This window comes from Polaribacter aquimarinus (assembly GCF_003129485.1).
Taxonomy (GTDB): Bacteria; Bacteroidota; Bacteroidia; order Flavobacteriales; family Flavobacteriaceae; genus Polaribacter; species Polaribacter aquimarinus.
Window position 1 is genome coordinate 180,119 of sequence record NZ_QFFG01000001.1, and the last position, 21,576, is coordinate 201,694.

Genomic DNA, 21,576 nt, shown 5'->3' on the forward strand with positions numbered 1-21,576 from the left:
TTTAACTTCTGATAAAATGAATTAAAACTCACTTTTTCATTATAGTTGTGCATAATTATGAAAAAAACTATGAGGATAACAATTTTAGCTCTGATATTGATTTCAAATATTGGATTTTCTCAAAATGATTTGACTGAATTAAAATTTGACACAAAGTATTTTAATGCAGTTGACAAATGGGTTGCATTTCCTAAAAAAGACACGGATTCAACTTACGCATACGGATTCATTTATTTGGATAATCAAGCAGGTTTCACTTTAAATTATGAAACTAGATTTCAAATTAAAGACCAAGAGCTAATAAATATAAAACGTGACTCAACAGTCGGTTTTATGAAATATCGACTTGAACCAAATACAAGTTTAGTTTCTGTTTTGACCGAAAATCAAATTTCTGACCTGAATTTACCTAAAGAACCTGAATGGTTATCGATTTATAAAGAAGGTTCCGACCAAGTGGATTATTTAAAACAAGAGGGCTATCATTACAACCACGTTGGTGCTTGTGAACAAGCTCTAAAACCATTGTTAAAAGCTTATGAAATTGAGCCTCATTTTGATGGACTTGAATTTGAATTGGTATATGCCTACAATCATTTGGGACAGTTCGAAAATGCAATTCCAATTTTGGAAAAAGCAATTGAGAACAACCCTAAAAACTATTACTTTTTCAGAGAATTAGGTTATTCGTATTTAGGTTTAGATAAAATGGAGAATGCAGAAAAAACTTATCGAAAAGGAATTAAAATGTCCGATAATGATTTTGAAAAAAGTGAAATGTCAGTTAATATGGCTCAAGCTTATTTCAAACTTAAGAACAAAAAGAAATTTGATGAATGGGCTGAATTAACCAGAAAGTACTCAACTAAGGACAAAAGATACTTGCAATATATCGACCAGTTTGAACAGAATTGGAATAAAAAATAACTATGCACAACAACGGCTATAGTTCATTACGGCTGAAATTCCTAATCGGAATTTCGAGCCTTTTTGCTAAATTTATGGTTACTGCGGAATGATACTCGCGTACCATTCCGTAACGAAACCATAGCCGAGACCGTTAAACAAACTTTTTAAAATTATTGCCACTTTAAAATTAATTTATAACTAAAAAAAAGAAATATTACTTTACACAATTTTTTTTAAGGATTAAAGTATTTTAAAATAAAGTATATCTAAATTATTTAACGCACAGTTTTTTTGTTTTCCCTAAATTAAAAGTAACTTTAACTTCTTAAAATTACACTATTACTAAATGTAATTTTAAAAAAATAGATTAATACTATAGTTTTACAATGAACTTAAATTATATTATCATGAAAACATTATTAAACATTAAAAAATCAACCTTTGTAATTGGCAGCTTTCTAGTATTATTTTTCTGCTTTTCACTTTCTGCTAATGCGCAAGAAATTAAGGTAAAAGGTATTGTAAAAGGAAAGTCTATTGAAAAAACTGAACTTCTTAATGGAGCAAATATCTTTCTAAAAGGAACCAAAATTGGTACTACTACTAATAAAAAAGGAGAATTTTCATTTCCTCAAAAACTTAAAATTGGAGATATTTTAGTTTTTTCTTATTTAGGTTTCGTAAAAAAAAGAGTAAAGATAACCTCGAATTCCAACAATTTAGTAATTGTATTAAATGAAGATGACAACCAAATGTTAGGCGCATTAAATAGCAATAAAAGGTATGTATCAAAACAACCTAAGCAATAACATTTATATGCAAAAAATTGGGTTCTTTTTGCTTTTCTTTTTTGTTAATTTTTGTTTTGCTCAACAATCTGACTTTAAGCATATCGATTTTACCAAAGCAGACTACATTGCAAAAACCTACAAAACTAAAAAGTTATTAGAACTCAATAAAACGACACATCTTCTTACCAAAAACTTAGAAACTGATGTAGAAAAACTACGCGCAATCTATCTTTGGATTTGCACCAACATAGCAAACGATTTTAGTTTATACGCTTTAAACAATAGAAAAAGAAAACGATTCTTACAAGATTCAATCAAATTAGAAAAATGGAATTCTAAATTTAAAAAAGTTCTTTTTAAAAAGTTACTTAGAAGAAAAAAAACCATTTGCACAGGGTATGCATATTTACTCAAAGAAATGTGTACTATTGCTGGAATAGAATCTAAAATGGTGAATGGTATTGGCAGAACTAGTTCTGTTGACTTAAGTGTTCTAAAAATGCCAAATCACACTTGGAATATTGTAAAACTAAATAACAAATGGTATTTATGTGACCCCACTTGGTCAACAGGAATTTCTTTTCCAGAAGAAGGTAGGTTTCAATTTCAATATAATGATGGTTACTTTTTAACTGATCCTAAACTTTTTTTTCACAACCATTATCCAATTAAAAAAGAGTTTTCTTTAATAGAAAATAAATCTACATCATTTTTAGAGTTTTCTGAGTTACCACTTCTCTATAATGATGCTTTCGTTTACTTAAAAAAACATATTTCACCTTCTACAATGTACCATGTTATAAAGCAAGGTTCAGCATTTAACTTTCAGTATAAATTGAATAAAAAAGTAATGTTGAAAAATGTAAAACTCGTTTATTTTAAATCAGATTCGGAAATAAAACTAAAACCAAAAATTGAACTTAAAGAGAACCTCTTAAAAATAACACATACTTTTAAAAGAAAAGGGTTTTATGATATTCACCTCTACATTGATAAAAAAATAATTGCAACTTACACTTTTAAGGTTTTAAAAAATGATTAGTATAAAAATTTTAAAAAAATAAATATTATACTAAACTAGTTTTGTAATAATTAATCTAACTAAATCGTTTATTAAAGTAATTTTTTAAGACAAAAACTTGAGCAATTATCATTAATCCAAAGAAAAAAATTGCATATAAAACCGTATTCGAAATGTTTACAGATTCTAATAGGTTTAGAAATTGAAATTTTTCAAGAAAAGAAAAATTAAATTCTGGGAAATTCAAAAAACTTTGTTCTAAATTTTTAAAAGGTATTAAAACAATTGCTAAAACTACTATTGCAATAACAAACCAACCTTTTTTAGAAATTAATGCTTTAGTCGTAAATACTTTTTGTTGACTTTGCAATAAAATTTTGTTCATCACAGATGCGGTAAAATCCAAAGAAATTTTCTCCTTAGGAATTTCTTTTACATACTTTCTTGCAAATGCATCTAATTCTTCAATGTTCTTATTTTCTCCCATAATGATTAATAATTTCTGGTTCCACGTTTTTTTCTACAATCGTTAAAAGTCTTTTTCTTGCTCTGTGTAACTTTACCTTTACATTTGCTTCAGACAACTGAGTTACCTCGATAATCTCTTTCAGTGATAATTCATCATAATAAAACATCCAAATTATAGACCGCTCTTCTTGGGTTAATTTTAACAAACAATCATTCATTACTTTTTCTCTTTCTTTTCTTTCTATCGTTTGTAAAATATCTTCAACAGATTTTATTTGATTAAACGTAATTTCGTTAATTTCAAAAGTACGATTACTATTTTTATTCTTTTTTATATGGTCTAAAGCTGTATGATAAGCAATTCGATACAACCAAGTAGAGAATTTAGAATCACCTTTAAACTTATTTAAATTTTTAAAAGCTTTTATAAATGTGTCTTGACAAACCTCTTCAGCTTCTTCTTTATTTTTTAGCATTTTACACGCCAAAGAAAAAACCATATCGCTATAACTATCAATCAGATACGAAAATGCATTTGTATCTCCATTGATGACTTTAGTAATATATAGTTGGTCGTTTTTGTTAGTCATTTTATCTTTGACTACTATAGGTATAAATAGGTTACATTTTTACTTAAAAAAAAATTATTTTTTTTGTAACCTTTTTTTCGAATGCTTCGTCAAAGCTACAAACACAATAAAATTAATCATTTAAACTTAAAAATTATAAATTATGGAAATCGCAGTTTTGGCAATAATATTTGGAAGCATATTCGGAGTATTCTATTTATTCTTCTCTACAAGAAACAAAGAACGTTTAGCATTGATAGAAAAAGGAGCAGATGCAAGTATCTTTATAAAAGGACAACCCAAAAATGCTGCACCATTCTGGAAAGTTTTAATTCTTAATCTATCCGTTTTATTAATGGGAATTGGAGTTGGAGTGTTTTTAGCACTGATTTTAGACACATATTCTGGCTTAGATAGTGATTCAGTTTATCCTGCAATGATTTTCTTGATGGCAGGTGTAGGCTTATTTGTTGGTTTTAATCTTACTAAAAAATTAGATAAAGAATAAAATCAATACTAAAAAATATAATAAACCCACTTCATTAGTTTGAAGTGGTTTTTTTATTTTTAAAAAGGGTAGTATCTTTAAACAAAGTTTTTAGATGAGTAACGACTATAAAGACAGTAAGTTTAAAGAACTATTAGATAAACTTCAGCAAGAAAGTTGGCAATTAGAATTACTAATTTCTGGTTTTGCCATTTTTGGTTTAATAACTGCTATGCCACATATAAGAACAGCAATGATAGTTGCTGAAAATGATAAACAAATTTATTCTTTTGTGGCTTTGTTAATCGCTTTTATTGCTTGCTCTATACTTGTTTTTAACTTACTTATACACGTTGTTTTAAGAGGATTATGGATTGGTGCATTGGGCTTAAGATATGTTTCTGGAGAAATTGATTTTAAAAAATTAAACTATCAGCATAACTTTACGAAGCACCTAAAAAAGAGAATAGTATCTTTTGATAAATATGTGGCTACATTAGAAAATTACTGTAGTGTTCTATTTGCTGTTTCTTTTCTACTTATTTTTTATGTTATCTCTATAAGTATAATTTTACTTAGTCTTGTAGGGATAGCCACTTTAATAATTTCTAATGATAATCTTCCAGATACTCCAAGAACTATAATTGGTATTTTGTTTTTGTTTTTCATATTAATTGGTGCTTTTTTAGTTTTTATAGATTTTTTAACTCAAGGATATTTAAAAAAGAAAAAATGGCTTTCTAAAATTTATTTTCCTTTCTATTGGGTATTTAGTTATATAACTTTAACATTTCTATACAGACCATTAGTTTATAATTTTTTAGATAACAAATTTACAAGAAGATTAAGTTTTTTTTTAGTACCCTCTTATATTGCTATTTCTGTTTTAATCTCCTTTAAACACAAAAAAACAAACTATTTAGAATCTGCAACAAAAATATCTTCTACATATTTAGATACTAGAAATTATGAAAATTTATTAGTTAAAGAAGATGATTTTGCAAGAATTGCTACCATACAGTCTAAAGTAATTATTGATCCTTATATTAAGTTTTTTAGAATTTTTTCAGAAAATGTGGAAAATAGAATTTATGATTACGAACCTACTTTAAAACCAAAAAATGATAAAAGAGGTTTTAGTTCAGATATTGTAATGTTTAATTCTACAGAATATCTCAAAAATAAAGATAGTTTAACCAAAAAATATTTAGCTGTTTTTAATGAAACACATCAAATATTTATAGATAGTATTAAATTTAAAACAGATTTTTTTATTTCTCAAAACAACAAAAAGCAATTTGGGTTTGAAACTTATATAAATATTAAACATTTAACTGAAGGAAAACATATATTAAAGTTAAAAAGACTAAGAAAGAAGAAAAAAGACACTATAAGAGTTACAGAAATCAATATTCCTTTTTGGCATTTTAAACAATAACCTAATGAAACAATTTACGCTATTATTTTTATTATTTTCAATATCATTTAACGCTCAAACAGATGCTAAAATTTATGAAATAATTAAAATGGTATCTGCTGACAGAATTAAATCCGACGTAAAAACACTAACAGAATTCGGTACAAGAAACACCTTTTCTGACACTATTTCTAATACTCGTGGAATTGGAGCTGCAAGACGTTGGGTAAAATCTGAATTTGATAATATTTCTTTTAATTGTGATAATTGTTTAAACGTTTTTTATCAAAAGGATTTTGTTACAAAAAAAGGAAATAGAAGAGTTCCTCACGATGCTTGGGTTGTAAATGTAGTTGCCATACAAAAAGGGACAAAATATCCAAATAGATACATTATTATGAGCGGAGATATAGATTCTCGCGCTAGCAATACTATGGACTTTAAAACTGATGCTCCAGGTGCAAATGATAATGCTTCAGGAATGGCAGGAACCATAGAAACAGCAAGGGTTTTAAGTAAATACAAGTTTGAAAATAGTATTATTTATGTAGGTCTTTCTGGAGAAGAACAAGGCTTGTTTGGTGGTGCAGGATTAGCAAAATATGCAAAAGAAAAAGGATGGGAAATCATTGGAATTCTAAATAATGATATGATTGGTAATATTAAAGGAGTTGATGGAGTTATTGACAATCGTTCATTTAGAATTTTTAGCGAACCCATTACAACTGATGAAAAGGATCCTAAAAAGTTAGCTAGACAAGCTAGAGTTCGTCGTTTTTATGGAGGTGAAGTTGACGGAATTTCTCGTCAATTGGCAAGATATATACATAAAAATGTAAAAACATATATGCCAGAAATGAATCCTATGATGATTTACAGACTAGACAGGTTTGGGAGAGGAGGACATCATAGACCTTTTAATGATTTAGGTTTTGCAGGTATTCGAATCATGGAAGCTCACGAAAATTACACCCAACAACATCAAGATATAAGAACCAAAAACGGAATAAAATATGGAGATACTTTTGAACACGTAAATTTTCCATATGCTAAAAAATTAACTGCTGTAAATGCTATTATTTTAGCTTCTTTAGCTTGGGCGCCTCCCGCTCCAAAAGAAGTGGCTATTGGGGGAATTGTAAAACCAGCTGCTAAACTTAAATGGAGTAAAGTAGAAGATGCTATAGGTTATAAAATTTATTGGAGAGATACCACCTCTCCCACTTGGGATAATTCTAGATATGTAGAAACTACAGAATTCACTTTAGAGGGTATTGTAATTGATAATTTCTTTTTTGGGGTTTCTGCTGTTGGTAAAAACGGGCACGAAAGCGTGGTTGTTTTCCCTAATAAAATTTGGAGATAAGAAAAAATTACTCAACTTTCTAATTAACACCAATTTATAAATGTAAATTATGCATCTATAAGAAACATCAATAGTGTTTAATTCTTTTTTAAAAGTATTACTATTATATTTACAGTGTAAAACTTTTAGATATGAAAAATTCAATACTTTATTTGGTTATTTTAATTACAAGCATTTCTATTGGTCAAGAAAAAAAGAATACTATACAACATAAAATATTCGAGGCTAATATTGAAGAAAACCACTACTTGGTTGATGATATATTTCCAGATTCTTTAAAAGAAATAAAAGAAGAGAAACTCTTAGAACCCTATAACAATTCTGAAGGAAAATTTCCTAAATACGAATCAAAGGAAATAACATTAAATATTTCTGAAAATATAGTGAATTCTAATTCATTAGAAACTTTAAGTGATATTGCTTTTATAGACAATAAACTGATTCAAAAACTTATTGAAACAAATATCATAGCAAATAACTTTGTTAGCGAGCAAATGTTTTATGGAGATAGAGAAGTTATATTATTAAAAGAATATCCCAAATCAATAGACAAATTAAATATCAATTATAAAACAAATTCACAAATAGATATTCAAATTGGTAAAAAAATTTACAGTTACATTAATAAACTTTATAAAAGTGAAATTGATAAAACATTACAAAACAGTTTAAATTTATTAGTAATTAATTTTTAAACATAAACTCTTCATTAAGTTAAATTGTTATTTTTGGTTGATTATATTGGTGCTGTAATTCTATTGCAGTGCCAATTTTTTTTAGTTATTTTAACAGTATGAATTCCAAAGAAGAAATTTATTTTAAAAATGATACCGAATGGAGAATTTGGTTGTCTCAAAATTATAATACTTCAAATGGTATTTATTTAATTTTCTTTAAAGTTGAAAATAAAGAACCTTCAATGCGGTGGGAAGAAGCTGTTAAAGTAGCATTGTGTTACGGATGGATAGATTCTACTGTAAAAAGTTTAGGAAATGGAAAGCGAAGACAATATTTCTGCCCTAGAAATCCTAAAAGTGTTTGGAGTGCCTTAAACAAAAAGTACATTAAAGATTTATCTGCTAAAAATTTAATGCACAAAAGCGGAATAGATATTATTAAAATTGGTAAAAAAAATGGTTCTTGGACAGCTTTAGATCATGTAGAAAAAGGAATTATTCCTGAAGACTTACAAACAGAATTCAATAAGAATCAAATCGCTTTTGAAAATTACAAAAACTTTGCACCTAGTTATAGAAAGAGCTATTTGTATTGGTTAAATCAAGCTAAAAGAGAGACTACAAGACAAAAAAGGATTGCTGAAATTATAATTTTTTGTGAAGCTAATATAAAATCGAGAGATACACGTTAATGATTACAACTAAACAATTTACTCTAATTCATACAGATATTTACAACATTTTTATCTCAAAAGAAATCTTTGAACCTTTTGCAGATCAAAAAATGAGTCGTGTAAAAGTAAAAACTAATCATCAAAATAAAACCATCGAATTTTATGCTGCCGTAAAAAAAGATAAAATGTCTGGAGATTACAAAATGATGTTTAGTAAGCAAAAACAAAAGGAGTTGGAATTGTCTTTAGGTGATGAATTTACCATACAATTATTTGAAGACACTTCTAAATACGGTGTGGATATGCCAGAAGAATTAGAAGCAGTTTTAATGAGTGATTACGATGCATATACCATTTTTGAATCTCTTACAAAGGGAAAACAAAGAAGTATTATTTATGGGGTATTACGTTTTAAAAGTAGTCAGCAAAAAATTGACAAAGCATTAATAATGTGTGAGAATTTAAAGAGAGGTAATCACGATCCTATAAAAATGTTTAAGTTGGAATAAAAAGAAAAAGAAGCGATTTCTCGCTTCTTTTGTTAAAACTATAAACCACTTATAAAATTACCATAAGGATCTTTAAACTGAGTGCCTTCTAAAAAACGATGTTTACTTAATTTTTTAAATTCTACAAGTGCCCACAATACAAATTCTTTCACAAAATAAATATCTTCTTTATTTGCATTAGGTTGATGTTCTAAAATAAAATGGTGCAAAGGCTCAATTTTATCAAGTTCTGTTTTGTATTGATTTTCATTAAAATCATCTAACAATTCAAAATCTGCTTCAGCATTAAAAAACCATGATACAATTTCATCATAAGGCGTTTCTGATTCTTGTTTTTCTAGTTTCTTTATCTCAGGAAAATATGTTGGAAATAATGATTTTATTGCTTTTTTAATTAAATTTTCAGCAACTACTTGTGCTCCTTCTTGTTCTCCTTCATAAACCAATTCTACTTTTCCGGTTATAGCAGGAATTATTCCATCAAAATCACTTAAACGTATCATTGTTTCATCATCACCAGAAAGTAATGCTCTTCTTTCAGCAGTACTCAATAAGTTTTCAAAAGCAGAAATACTTAAACGAGCACTTACACCACTTTTAGCATCAATATATTCGCTTTCTCTAGCTTCAAAAACAATTTGTTCTAGTAAGTCTTTTGCCAACTCTGTAACTTTAATAAAATCTTTCTGAACGTTTTTTGCTTCTTGTTGCGTAATAATTTTAGCAGTTTCTATATTTACAGGATAATGCGTTAAAATTTGTGAACCAATTCTGTCTTTTAAAGGCGTTACAATACTTCCTCTATTAGTATAATCTTCCGGGTTAGCAGTAAACACAAATTGCATATCTAAAGGCAATCGCAATTTAAAACCACGAATTTGAATATCGCCTTCTTGCAAAATATTAAATAATGCTACTTGAATTCGAGCTTGTAAATCTGGTAATTCATTAATTACAAAAATACATCTGTTTGCTCTTGGAATCATTCCATAATGAATAACCCTATCATCTGCATAACTCAGTTTTAAATTGGCGGCTTTTATGGGATCTACATCACCAATAATATCAGCCACAGTAACATCTGGAGTTGCTAACTTTTCTGCAAAACGTTCCTCTCTATGCAACCAAAAAATCGGAGTTTTATCTCCTTTTTCTTTAATAGTTTCAATGGCAAATCTAGATATTGGATTGAGTGGATCATCATTAATTTCTGAGCCTTCAACTACAGGAATATATTCATCTAATAAATTTACCATCAATCTTGCTAAACGGGTTTTTGCTTGTCCTCTTAAACCTAATAAATTGATATTGTGTTTGCTTAAAATAGCTCTTTCTAACTCTGGAATTACGGTATTTTCATAACCGTGTACACCTTTAAAAACAGTTTCTTTATTCATCATTTTACTGATGAGATTTTCTCTTAACTCGTCTTTAATTGATTTTGATTGATAACCTGATTGTTTTAAATCTCCTAATGTTTGTATGTTATGTAAATTCATTTATCCTCTTATTCTTTTCTTTCTATTTGTTTCATAATCTTCAAAAATCATCTCCCCTAAACCTTTTAAACCTGTATAAAATGCTTTTCCTTGGTTTGCCTGTGTAAAAGCTCTTACAAACTGCATTAAATAAGGATCTTGTGCAATCATAAAGGTTGTGATTGGTATGTGCAATTTCCTAGCTTGTTGTGCCATTGCATAACATTTATTTACAATGTATTTATCTAAACCATTACTGTTTTTATAATACTGTCCATCTGGTAAACGTAAACAACTTGGTTTACCGTCTGTAATCATAAAAATTTGTTTGTTGGTATTTTTCTTTCTGCGTAACAAATCCATTGCTAAATTTAAACCTGCAACTGTATTTGTGTGGTAAGGACCAACTTGTAAATAAGGTAAATCTTTAATTTTAATGGTCCAAGCGTCATTCCCAAAAACTAAAATATCTAAAGTGTCTTTTGGATAACGAGTGGTAATTAATTCCGCTAACGCCATTGCCACTTTTTTAGCGGGTGTAATTCTATCTTCTCCATATAAAATCATTGAGTGACTAATATCAATCATTAACACTGTACTCATTTGACTTTTATGAAGCGTTTCTTCAACTACCAAGTCGTTTTCTGACAAGGTAAAATCTCCAATTCCGTTATTAATTTGTGCGTTTCTGATGCTTTCGGTCATTGAAACTTTATCCAAATTATCTCCAAATTGATACGCTCTAAAATCACCTGTATGCTCATCTCCTATTCCAGGAGATTTACTTTTATGATTACCAGAACCACTTCTTTTTATTTTTCCAAAAATATGATTCAATGCTTGTTGGCGAATAGCACGTTCGGTTTTTGCGGTAATAGCTGTACCTCCACTTCCATCAGGTTTAATTTCTTCTTTGATAAATCCTTTCTTCTTTAAATCTTCTATAAAATCATCTATAGTATACTCTGAAGTAGTTAATTTGTATTCTTTATCCAAAGAACGTAACCAATCTATGGCTTCATCAAAATCGCCAGAAGTATAAGTTATTAATTCTTTGAAAATCTCAAAAAGCTTTTCAAATGGAGATTGATTCTCTGCCTCATAAGTCTTAAAAACAAACCCTTTTCTAATCGTTCTATTTTTCATCACTATAAAAATACGTCTTTATTAAGTGCTTCAAAAAAGATTAACATTGCTTTAATATATATGAGTATTACTTCTTTTTATCGTTAAACAAAAGCTGGCAAAACAAATAAAAAGTTCAATACTATTTGTAAAGTTAAGTCTAAATAGAAAATTTAATTTTATCATAAAATTAACATTGTAATTGGTTGTCAAAAACTAACTTGTACGATTATTTAATCAACATAAACTATATGAAAACAATTCATTCAAGTAAATTTAAAATTCTTTTTACTTTGTTCCTAACTTTATCGGTTATTGGAACTCAAGATGCTAATGCTCAATTCTGGAAAAAGAAGAAAAAAGAAGTAAAGAAAACCACTACAACAAAAAAAGCACCTCCAAAAAAGAAGGGAAAATCTATTAAAAGTTTAACAAAAAGTAGTAAAAAAATTGAAGGTTTATTTACTATTTATCAAGATACAGTGACTGGCTCAATCAAACTATTAGTAAAGAAAAAACAATTAGACAAAGACTTTATCTACTTCTCTCAAATCGCAGACGGAGTTGTTGAAGCTGGTCAATTTAGAGGAGCTTATCAGGGTTCTAGTGTTTTTCACGTAAAAAAATACTTTGATAAATTAGATTTTTATGCTCCTAATACCTCTTTTTATTTTGATAAAAAGAGTGCTTTATCAAAATCTTCTGAAGCAAATATTAGTGATGCTGTTGTTGCCACAGCAAAAATATTAGCATCAGATGATAAAAAGGGTGAATATTTAATAGATGCAAATGGTTTATTTTTATCAGAAACATTTACAAGAGTAAAGCGTCCAAGGTTTCCTGGACAATCTCCTTTTTCTTTCAGTTTAGGTAGATTTGATAAATACAAGTCAAAAATTCATGCCATTAAAAATTATCCAGAAAATACTAATGTAAAAACAGAATACGTTTACAATAACCCTTCTGTTTTAAATGGTGGTAGTAATGCAATTACTGATGGAAGAAATGTTTCTATTAAAGTTTTTCATACGTTTATGAATATGCCAAAAGAAGATTACAAACCAAGGATGGATGATCCTCGAGTTGGATATTTCTTAACACAAACGAATGATATGACAACAACTAATACTATAAATTATAGAGATATGATTCATAGATGGAAGTTGGTAAAGAAAAATCCTGATGCAGCTATTTCTGAACCTGTTACCCCAATTACTTGGTGGATTGAAAACACTACTCCTTTAAAATGGAGAGAAACCATTAAAGAAGGTGTTTTAGCATGGAATGAAGCTTTTGAAAAGGCAGGTTTTAAAAATGCAATGGTTGTAAAAGTACAACCAGATGATGCGGATTGGGATGCTGGGGATGTTAGATATAATGTTTTACGTTGGACATCTTCTCCAAATCCTCCTTTTGGCGGTTATGGTCCAAGTTTTGTAAACCCTAGAACAGGAGAAATTTTGGGTGCTGACATTATGTTAGAATTTGTTCATTTTACAAATAGAGTTTTTGCAGATAAATTATATAACGATGCAGCCTCAAATATGAAGTTAGAAACTGTTGAAGAATTAAAGAATAAACAATTATTTGAGAAACATAACCCAAATTTTTGTTCAATGGGACATGTAATGCATAATAATCTACAATTAGGTGCAGCTGTAATTCAAGCTAATGGTGGTTCTGACCTAGACATGGAAGCCATAAAAAAAGAAGGAATGAAATCTTTAATTATGCACGAAGTTGGTCATACTTTAGGTTTAAATCATAACATGAAGGCTAGTCAATTATTTTCTCCTGCTCAATTAGCTGATAAAGATTTTATTAAAGGCAAAGCATTAACTGGATCTGTAATGGATTATGCTGGTATTAATATTACAAATGATAGAAGCAAACAAGGTCAGTATGCAGATATGGCTGTTGGACCTTATGATGTTTGGGCTATCCAATTTGGATATACTCCTTTTAAAAACAAAACTGAAAAAAATGCTTTATTAAATAGATCTACCGAGCCTGAATTAACTTTTGGTAATGATGCAGACGATATGCGTTCTTCTAGTAATGGAATTGACCCAAGAGTAATGATTGGGGATTTATCAAATGATCAAATTACTTATTCTATTAATAGATTTGAATTGGTAAATACAATGATGAAAAAGATAAAAACTCAATTTACTAAAAAAGGAGAAACTTATGAAGATTTAAGGAGGGCGTATTACACATTACAAAGTCAATCTGCTATTGCAGGAGGTGTAATATCTAGATTTGTAGGTGGCGTTTATGTTGATAGAGCTACCTTTGGGCAAGAAGGAGGAACTCAACCCTATACCCCTGTTAGCCTAAAAGATCAAAAAAGAGCAATGACAGCAATGAAAAAATATATTTTTGCTCCAAATGCTTTTAATGTACCCAAAGATGTTTATAATTATTTAGCAAGACAACGAAGAGGTTATAATTTCTTTGGAAGAACTGAGGACCCTAAAATTAACGAACAAATTTTAGGATATCAAACATATGTTCTATCACATTTATTACATCCAAATACTCTACAAAGAATTTCAAACTCTGAGTTATACGGCAACCAATACAAATTATCTAATTTTATGACAGATTTAAATACTATGATGTTTAAACCAGATGTTTACGGAAGTATTAATTCTTTCCGTCAAAACTTACAAGCCGTTTACACAAAAAGGTTAATTGAAATGATTTCTGGTAGAACAAGTGGTAGATATAACATCGCTGCTAGGTCTATGGCAATATACAACCTAAAGAATATAAAAACATGGGTAAGTAATGGAACTGGTGATTTAGCTACAAAAGCGCATAAAAACCATTTAAAAACATTAATTACCAATGCAATGAAAGAAATTAAATAGATAAATAAATTTTATTTATTAAAACCGTAATCTTTTTGATTGCGGTTTTTTTATTTTTACAATATGGCAATAGTATTGATTACTGGAGGAACAGGTTTAGTGGGAAAACATCTAACAAAATTGTTAATCAAAAAAAATCATGAAGTAAGGATACTTTCAAGAAACCCAAGTAAAAAAAATGAATTTAAATGGGATATTTCGAGGAACTACCTTGACGAAAAATCATTGGTTAATATTGATTATATAATTCATCTCGCTGGTGCAGGAATTGCTGAAAAAAAATGGACTGACAAAAGAAAAAAAGTAATAATTGATAGTAGAGTTGAGTCAGCTAACTTACTATTCAAAAAAGTTAAAGAACTAAATATAAACTTAAAGGGATATATTTCAGCTTCAGGGACAGGTTTTTATGGAACAGTAACTTCTGAAAAAATTTACAATGAAGAAGATACACATGCAAATGATTTTTTAGGAAAAGTTTGTCTTGCTTGGGAAAATTCAGCTCATCAGTTTAAAAACTTAAAAATCCCCTTAACTATTCTAAGAACTGGTATTGTGTTAACAAAGCAAGGTGGTGCTTTAGAAAAAATGAAAACTCCAATAATATCTCCCTTAGGTTCAGGAAAACAATATATTCCTTGGATTCATATTGATGATTTATGTAACCTTTACTTAATGCCAATAGAAAACAATCTAATTGGTGTTTATAATGCAGTAGCACCTGAAATACACAACGGCATATCTTTCTCTAAAACCTTGGCTAAGGTATTCAAAAAGCCATTTATACCCATAAATGTTCCTTCATTTTTATTAAAGTTATTGTTTGGAGAAATGGCAAATATATTACTAAAAGGAAGCAGAGTATCGTCAAAAAAAATCGAAAAGAACGGGGGTTATTCTTTTCGATTTTCAATACTTAAAAAAGCTTTAATTAATTTAACCTAACTATTTTTTTTCAGTAGATTCTTTCATTTTACCTTTCCAAGTTCTACCACCCAATGTAGATTTATAATGAATGTATCCATCTTTAACTTTTGTAATTTTCATCTTCATTTTAGTACCTGTTTTAAAAGGAAAGTTAGGAAGATTAAAATCTTTAATAATCATATAACACTCATCTTTAGAAGTCCAAACTAGTTCAGATTTTATAAAATGCTTTTTATTATTAAAAAACTCATAATGTAAATTACCTTCAAAAACTACTTGTACTTCACCTCCTTTATAAACGTAACTAAAAGTTTTATTCTCTATTAGAGGGGCTTCAGTTGTTTTTTTTCCATCAATTTTTAAAACACTTGCAGAAAGTGGTTTAAGTGTCATTAAATAATCTTGTGCGCTAACACTAATTGTTATCATTAAGGTAGCAATTATTAATAATTTGTTTTTAAAATTTCTCATTGTAATAAATTTTAGGGGTTAATATTTTTTAATTAGGGTTAAAATTATTTTTATTTATAAATAAGGTGTAATAAAAAACTTTCTTCAGGTTCAGTTATTGTAACCTGTGTAGGTTTAGGGTGCATAATTATATTATTTCTTGATGTTGTTAATACAGCATCCTTAGAGAAAAAAAATGCAGTTGAATATATTTTATGAATACTCTTTGTAGCCACTTGTAAAAATTTCAACGTGTTTAATGAATCCACATTTTGTTGAAATACGAGAACAGATACAATAGTTAATATTGGTAAAGTTGTAAATCTTAAAAAATTATAGGGAAATTTTTTAGTCATTGGTTTAGGGGCAAAAAGAGTATTTAATTAATACTTAACTTTTTAAGTTTTAGGGGTTAATTAATTATTAATTTCTTCAAATATATATATTTTTTTTTAAAAGTAAATAAAAAACTTTAAAAAACTAAAAAGTCGATTTTATATTTAAGGCTACTTCTGCCCAAGTTTTTGAAACTCCATCAGCTCCTTTATGTAAATCTTTACAAACTGTATTTAAAGAGTTTAGTGCTTCTATAGCATTCCATTTAGTAACATCCATGGTAGCATTCATTGTAAAAGTTTTACCTTGTATAGTGTAAGAAAAAGGCACTTTATTAGAAACACCATTCATTGTAATATTTGTATATCCTAAAGAATCATTTTCTATAACTAATTTTCCAGACAGTAACTTAGTATTGTCCATTACTGCAAAAAAGAATTTCTTAATCTTAAAATCTCTACTGGTGTCTTTAGTAAATATACTGCTAACTGGAATCGAAAACTCAGTATTATTAATTGCTTCTTTAATGGTATTTCCTTCACCACCAGAGTTAATATTAACTTTTTTAAATTGACCACCTACAGGTACTTTATCTGTAGTTTTGTAGGCTGTAAAATTAATTTCATTCTTGGCATTTTTTAATGAAAATACAGCTGTACTCTTTTTCTCTTTAGCTTTATCTTCTTTACTATAATTAGGTTTTTTTTCTGACTTACAAGCAGAAAAGTTAAAAATTAATACGGTTAGTACTGATAGGGTAAATATTCTTTTCATGATTTAATCTGTATTTTTTAAAACTGTATTTGCTAATTTTATATATTCTTTTTTTGCTTCTTCTGTTGTCATACCATTTAGTTGCATCCAAGCATTAAATTTAAATGCACTTCTTACGGTTAGATTACTGTTTAGAGAAAATTTATTTCCAAAATTAGCTTGTTTATAATAAGCATAGAATTTTAGCATTACATCAGGTGCAAGTACTTTTTTTAACTCTGAAATTTTATCAAAAGCTTCATTAAATTTTTTATCTAAATCAGTATCCATTTTTACTTTTGAGCGACAATTTGTTCTCCTCCTTTTACTTTATCACCTAGAGCTACATTTAATTTGGTTCCTAAAGGGAGAAACAAATCAACTCTAGACCCAAATTTTATAAAACCTGCATCTGTTCCTATTGCTACTTTGTCTCCTTCTTTGGCATAATTTACAATTCTTTTTGCCAAAGCACCTGCTATTTGCCTATATAAAACATCTCCAAAAGAATTGTTATGAATAACCACTGTGGTTCTTTCATTTTCTGTTGATGCCTTAGGATGCCACGCAACTAAGTATTTTCCTGGGTGATATTTACTATACTTAATGATTCCACTCATTGCATACCTTGTAACATGTACATTAATTGGAGACATAAAAATCGAAACTTGAAGTCTTTTATCTTTAAAATACTCAGGTTCTTCAACTTCTTCGATAACCACAACCTTACCATCTACTGGAGCAATTAAAACATCTTCTTTAGTTGGTGCAACTCTTTTTGGGTTTCTAAAAAATTGTAAAATAATAATTAAAAATACTATAATTACTATTTGAATTGTTTTAACCAACCAAGGAATATCAATAAATTTCTCTACCAATAAAATACCTATAACCGATAAAATTAAAGCTATGGTAATTATTTTATATCCTTCTTTGTGAAAACGAATCATAATTAAATTATAAAATTAATATACAAATATACAAACGGAGCAACAAACAACAAACTGTCTAACCTGTCTAAGATACCTCCATGACCAGGCATTATACTTCCACTATCTTTAATGTTTGCTTGTCTTTTAAATTTAGATTCTACTAAATCACCAACTGTTCCAATAACGCTAACAATTAAAGCTATTACTAGCCAATTAAAAGTTGTAAATTCTAAATTAAATTTGCTAATCGCAAAAGCAGCTATCAATGCAAAGATTAAGCCTCCTACAAAACCTTCAATAGTTTTCTTAGGTGATACAGAAACAAATAGTTTTCTTTTCCCAAAGTTTTTTCCTACTAAGAAAGCAAAACTATCATTTACCCATATCATTATTAATATACTAATCATCAAATTAGGGTGATACTCTCCTTGATAAATCGGTAATAATACTAAAAAAAGGAGTGAAAAAATAATATACCTTATCATCAAACCTAATTTTTCTCTATCATTAATAAAAGTTATTTCTTTTTTAACCAATAGTTGATATATTAAATAAACTGAAGATAAAATCGTAATAATTAATATACCTTTTATCGCATATGTATTAGTTTTTTTTAACATTAAAAACAATGTTAATGCAAACAATATATAACTAATAAAGCCATTAAACTTAATTAGTTTACTAAACTCCCAAATACATAAAAAACTAAATAAAGATACTAATACTATGTACGATTCTTTAGAAAAAAGAATAGCAAATAAAAATATTAAAACGTAAATAATGCCTGAAAAACTCCTTTTTAAAAGGTTACTCATTTTATAAATCTTCTAATAGCAGCAAATATAAGTTTTTTGAGTTACTGTTTCCGTAGTTTAAGAAATTATCATCATTTTTATCAACACCATAATTTTTTATAGCAGAAATATTTGTTGGCAAATTTTCTTTGTGATTAATTTTAATTCCTGTTAATCCTTCTCCCATATCTTTAACCAACTGACTTGTAGTAGCAAAAACAATAAAGTTTTGTGGCATTGAAGATAACTTTATACTTTTTAGTTGATTTGATGAAAATAAGATATCACCATTATCAGCAATCAAATGTTCACAAGAAGAAAACACTGGAGTGGCTGGTTTTAAATCTTCAGAAATATTAAGTTCTTTTTTATTAAAAAAAACTTTCAATTTATTGTCTAAGAGTGTAATATTTGTCCATGAGTTTTCTTTTGAGATATTTCTTAAGTTCTCTGAAACCTCTTCTTTTTTGAGACAATACAAAAACTTACCTCCTTTTTGGACAAAATTATGCACAAAAAGATCATCTAATGATAGATTTACCTCTTGCTTTTGAATTTCTTTATCCTCTTGTATAGGGATATTGAATAATTTCTTAAAAAAATTCATTTAATTAAAGATATTTATAATTTTTCAGCACTCTGATTTACTGGGGGAATATCTTTTTTTTCTTCATTTTTTTCTTCTACTTCTTCAAATGGCCTTTTTCCAAATATTTTTTCTAAATCGTCTTTGAAAATAACTTCTTTTTCTAACAACAACTCAGCTAAAATAGTCAATTTCTCTTTATTTTTACTTAACAACTCAATTGCTCTTACATATTGAGCCTCAATCATTTTAGAGATTTCTTTATCTATTTTCTGTCCTGTTTCTTCACTATAAGGTTTTACAAAAGCATCATTTCCAGAAGAATCATAATAGGTAATATTACCAACTTCTTCATTTAAACCATAAACTGTAACCATTGCTCTGGCTTGTTTGGTTACTTTTTCTAAATCACTTAAGGCACCTGTAGAAATTTTATCAAAAATGATTTTTTCTGCTGCTCTACCTCCTAAGGTGGCACACATTTCATCTAACATTTGTTCGGTTTGAACAATCATCCTTTCAGCAGGCAAATACCAAGCAGCTCCTAAAGATTGTCCTCTTGGAACAATAGTAACTTTTACTAATGGAGCTGCATGCTCTAGCATCCAGCTAACTGTTGCGTGACCTGCTTCATGAAAAGCAATTACTTTCTTTTCTTTAGGAGTAATTACTTTATTCTTCTTCTCTAGCCCACCAACAATTCTATCTACAGCATCTAAAAAATCTTGATGTTCTATGAGTTTTTTACTGTTTCTAGCAGCAATTAGAGCTGCTTCATTACACATATTTGCAATATCGGCACCAGAGAAACCTGGTGTCTGTTGAGCTAAAAACTCAACATTTACATCTTCTCCTAACTTTAAAGGTTTTATATGTACTTCGAAAATTTCTTGTCTTTCTTTTATATCCGGCAAGTCAACATATATTTGTCTATCAAAACGTCCAGCTCTCATTAAAGCTTTATCTAAAACATCTGCCCTATTCGTAGCAGCCAAAACTATAACATTGGTGTCAGTTCCAAAACCATCCATCTCAGTTAATAACTGATTCAAAGTATTTTCACGCTCATCATTTCCTCCTGTCATACTATTCTTACCACGAGCTCTACCAATCGCATCAATTTCATCAATAAAAATAATTGAAGGGGATTTTTGTTGAGCTTGTTTAAATAAATCTCTTACTCTAGAAGCTCCAACACCAACAAACATCTCTACAAAATCTGAACCTGATAAAGAGAAAAAAGGCACGCCTGCTTCTCCTGCAACAGCTTTAGCCAACAAAGTTTTACCTGTACCTGGAGGACCAACTAAAAGAGCTCCTTTAGGAATTTTTCCACCTAAAGAAGTATATTTTTCTGGGCTTTTTAAGAAATCTACAATCTCTTGAACTTCTTCTTTTGCACCTTCTAAACCGGCTACATTTTCGAATGTTGTCTTTACTTTGGTGTCTTTATCAAATAATTTTGCTTTTGATTTTCCAATATTAAAAATTTGACCGCCACCACCGCCGCCAGCGCCACCGCCAGACATTCTTCTCATAAAAAATAACCAGATAGCAATTAAAATTATGAATGGCAAGAAACCTAAAATTGTTTCGAACATACTAGTACGTTCTACATTTTCTTTATCAAAATCAAGATTATTCTCTTCTTTCGCTTTTTCAATATTATTTTCGAAGTTTTGTAAATCGCCAAAATTATATTCAAAAAGAGAAGAACCTTTAGAATAAAAAGCAGAACTTACCATTTTTTTATAACGTTCTTTATTTAAAGCTTCGTCTTTAATGAAAATTTGAGCTAAATTGTTATTTATAACAACAATTTTCTTTATATCATTCTCTCTTAGAATTTCATTAAACTCGTTTTTTGAAATATTTTTTGAAGCTAAATCTCCACTACTAAAAAACTGAACTGCAATTATTACAATAAATATAGCAGCATAGATCCAATATGCATTAAATTTAAATTTAGGCATATTCGAATTATTATCTTTCTTTGAATCACTCATTTATATTAAAATCAAAAAATTAAACTGGATTTATTTCTGTTATTTTGGCATCTCCCCAAAGACTCTCTATGTCGTAAAAATCTCGGACATGTTTTTGAAAAATATGCACTACAACATGCACATAGTCCATTAAAACCCATTCAGAATTTGTCTGACCTTCGATATGCCAAGGCTTATCTTTCAGTTCTTTACTCACTATTTTTTGAACTGAACCAGAAATTGCATTTACCTGTGTATTTGAACTACCAGAACAGATTATAAAATAATCACAAACGGTATTCTCTATATCTCGTAAGTCTAATAATTGAATATCTTCTCCTTTAACTTCATCAATGCCTTTTATGATTGCTGCAATTAAATCGTCTTTACTTACTTGTTTTTTTGTCATTAACTTTTTTCTAATTAAACGCAAAGTTATTATTTTT

23 protein-coding genes are annotated in these 21,576 nt (G+C 28.5%); 11 read left to right on the forward strand and 12 right to left on the reverse strand.

The features are described from left to right. The first annotated feature begins 69 nt into the window (after positions 1-69). From DIS07_RS00810 to DIS07_RS00820, 3 genes are all read left to right on the forward strand, one after another. On the forward strand, positions 70-927 hold the full coding sequence (locus tag DIS07_RS00810; protein ID WP_181374495.1) for a tetratricopeptide repeat protein: 858 nt from the start codon (positions 70-72) through the stop codon (positions 925-927). Between the two features lie 389 nt (positions 928-1,316). Then, a complete protein-coding gene (locus DIS07_RS00815; protein ID WP_181374496.1) occupies positions 1,317-1,718 on the forward strand; it encodes a carboxypeptidase-like regulatory domain-containing protein in 402 nt (133 codons plus the stop codon). Between the two features lie 7 nt (positions 1,719-1,725). Next, positions 1,726-2,742 carry a transglutaminase domain-containing protein gene (locus DIS07_RS00820; protein WP_181374497.1) on the forward strand — a complete coding sequence of 339 codons (1,017 nt, stop codon included), beginning with the start codon at positions 1,726-1,728 and terminating at the stop codon, positions 2,740-2,742. A 55-nt stretch (positions 2,743-2,797) separates the two neighbouring features. Here the strand turns inward: DIS07_RS00820 and DIS07_RS00825 are convergent, their stop codons facing one another. Together DIS07_RS00825 and DIS07_RS00830 are read right to left on the reverse strand one after the other, a co-directional pair. Further along, positions 2,798-3,208, reverse strand: coding sequence for a hypothetical protein (locus DIS07_RS00825; protein ID WP_109403323.1), 411 nt, complete (start codon positions 3,206-3,208; stop codon positions 2,798-2,800). Next, positions 3,195-3,779 carry an RNA polymerase sigma factor gene (locus DIS07_RS00830; RefSeq protein WP_109403324.1) on the reverse strand — a complete coding sequence of 195 codons (585 nt, stop codon included), beginning with the start codon at positions 3,777-3,779 and terminating at the stop codon, positions 3,195-3,197. Before DIS07_RS00830 ends, DIS07_RS00825 begins: the two co-directional genes overlap by 14 nt. A 142-nt stretch (positions 3,780-3,921) precedes the next feature. Here DIS07_RS00830 and DIS07_RS00835 point away from each other — a divergent pair, with 142 nt between their 5' ends. The 6 genes from DIS07_RS00835 to DIS07_RS00860 all read left to right on the forward strand — a co-directional run bounded on the left by DIS07_RS00835 (position 3,922) and on the right by DIS07_RS00860 (position 8,888). Beyond that, positions 3,922-4,266, forward strand: a complete 345-nt coding sequence (locus DIS07_RS00835) for a DUF6249 domain-containing protein (protein ID WP_109403325.1) — start codon at positions 3,922-3,924, stop codon at positions 4,264-4,266. A gap of 94 nt (positions 4,267-4,360) precedes the next feature. Beyond that, complete coding sequence (locus DIS07_RS00840) at positions 4,361-5,683, forward strand: hypothetical protein (RefSeq protein ID WP_109403326.1); 1,323 nt, start codon at positions 4,361-4,363, stop codon at positions 5,681-5,683. A 4-nt stretch (positions 5,684-5,687) separates the two neighbouring features. After that, on the forward strand, positions 5,688-7,028 hold the full coding sequence (locus DIS07_RS00845; RefSeq protein ID WP_109403327.1) for a M28 family metallopeptidase: 1,341 nt from the start codon (positions 5,688-5,690) through the stop codon (positions 7,026-7,028). Positions 7,029-7,159: 131 nt separating this feature from the next. Further along, positions 7,160-7,723, forward strand: a complete 564-nt coding sequence (locus DIS07_RS00850) for a hypothetical protein (RefSeq protein WP_109403328.1) — start codon at positions 7,160-7,162, stop codon at positions 7,721-7,723. 98 nt (positions 7,724-7,821) lie between these two features. After that, on the forward strand, positions 7,822-8,397 hold the full coding sequence (locus DIS07_RS00855; RefSeq protein WP_109403329.1) for a YdeI/OmpD-associated family protein: 576 nt from the start codon (positions 7,822-7,824) through the stop codon (positions 8,395-8,397). Next, positions 8,397-8,888 carry a YdeI/OmpD-associated family protein gene (locus DIS07_RS00860; protein ID WP_109403330.1) on the forward strand — a complete coding sequence of 164 codons (492 nt, stop codon included), beginning with the start codon at positions 8,397-8,399 and terminating at the stop codon, positions 8,886-8,888. Before DIS07_RS00855 ends, DIS07_RS00860 begins: the two co-directional genes overlap by 1 nt. Positions 8,889-8,926: 38 nt before the next feature. Here the strand turns inward: DIS07_RS00860 and DIS07_RS00865 are convergent, their stop codons facing one another. Then, a complete protein-coding gene (locus DIS07_RS00865) occupies positions 8,927-10,387 on the reverse strand; it encodes a MoxR family ATPase (protein WP_109403331.1) in 1,461 nt (486 codons plus the stop codon). Further along, positions 10,388-11,512 carry a vWA domain-containing protein gene (locus DIS07_RS00870; RefSeq protein WP_109403332.1) on the reverse strand — a complete coding sequence of 375 codons (1,125 nt, stop codon included), beginning with the start codon at positions 11,510-11,512 and terminating at the stop codon, positions 10,388-10,390. A 230-nt stretch (positions 11,513-11,742) separates the two neighbouring features. Here DIS07_RS00870 and DIS07_RS00875 point away from each other — a divergent pair, with 230 nt between their 5' ends. Together DIS07_RS00875 and DIS07_RS00880 are read left to right on the forward strand one after the other, a co-directional pair. Further along, a complete protein-coding gene (locus DIS07_RS00875) occupies positions 11,743-14,367 on the forward strand; it encodes a zinc-dependent metalloprotease (RefSeq protein WP_109403333.1) in 2,625 nt (874 codons plus the stop codon). 63 nt (positions 14,368-14,430) lie between these two features. Continuing rightward, the gene (locus DIS07_RS00880) at positions 14,431-15,312 is read left to right on the forward strand and encodes a TIGR01777 family oxidoreductase (protein ID WP_109403334.1); all 882 of its coding nucleotides are present in this window, start codon (positions 14,431-14,433) and stop codon (positions 15,310-15,312) included. Here DIS07_RS00880 and DIS07_RS00885 read toward each other — a convergent pair whose 3' ends face one another. The 8 genes from DIS07_RS00885 to rsfS form a co-directional block, all read right to left on the reverse strand. Further along, a complete protein-coding gene (locus DIS07_RS00885; protein ID WP_109403335.1) occupies positions 15,313-15,765 on the reverse strand; it encodes a hypothetical protein in 453 nt (150 codons plus the stop codon). 459 nt (positions 15,766-16,224) lie between these two features. Then, positions 16,225-16,854 (reverse strand): YceI family protein, encoded by a 630-nt coding sequence (locus DIS07_RS00895; protein ID WP_109403337.1) that lies wholly within the window; start codon positions 16,852-16,854, stop codon positions 16,225-16,227. Between the two features lie 3 nt (positions 16,855-16,857). Beyond that, entirely contained in the window at positions 16,858-17,124 is a 267-nt protein-coding gene (locus DIS07_RS00900) for an acyl-CoA-binding protein (protein WP_109403338.1), read from the reverse strand. A 2-nt stretch (positions 17,125-17,126) separates the two neighbouring features. Next, complete coding sequence (locus DIS07_RS00905) at positions 17,127-17,783, reverse strand: phosphatidylserine decarboxylase family protein (RefSeq protein WP_109403339.1); 657 nt, start codon at positions 17,781-17,783, stop codon at positions 17,127-17,129. A 2-nt stretch (positions 17,784-17,785) separates the two neighbouring features. Further along, positions 17,786-18,580, reverse strand: coding sequence for a phosphatidate cytidylyltransferase (locus DIS07_RS00910; RefSeq protein ID WP_109403340.1), 795 nt, complete (start codon positions 18,578-18,580; stop codon positions 17,786-17,788). 1 nt (position 18,581) lies between these two features. Beyond that, the gene (locus DIS07_RS00915; RefSeq protein WP_109403341.1) at positions 18,582-19,166 is read right to left on the reverse strand and encodes an LUD domain-containing protein; all 585 of its coding nucleotides are present in this window, start codon (positions 19,164-19,166) and stop codon (positions 18,582-18,584) included. 14 nt (positions 19,167-19,180) lie between these two features. Next, entirely contained in the window at positions 19,181-21,151 is a 1,971-nt protein-coding gene (gene ftsH, locus DIS07_RS00920; protein ID WP_109403342.1) for an ATP-dependent zinc metalloprotease FtsH, read from the reverse strand. A gap of 19 nt (positions 21,152-21,170) precedes the next feature. Next, a complete protein-coding gene (rsfS, locus tag DIS07_RS00925) occupies positions 21,171-21,539 on the reverse strand; it encodes a ribosome silencing factor (protein WP_109403343.1) in 369 nt (122 codons plus the stop codon). Between the last annotated feature and the right edge of the window lie 37 nt (positions 21,540-21,576).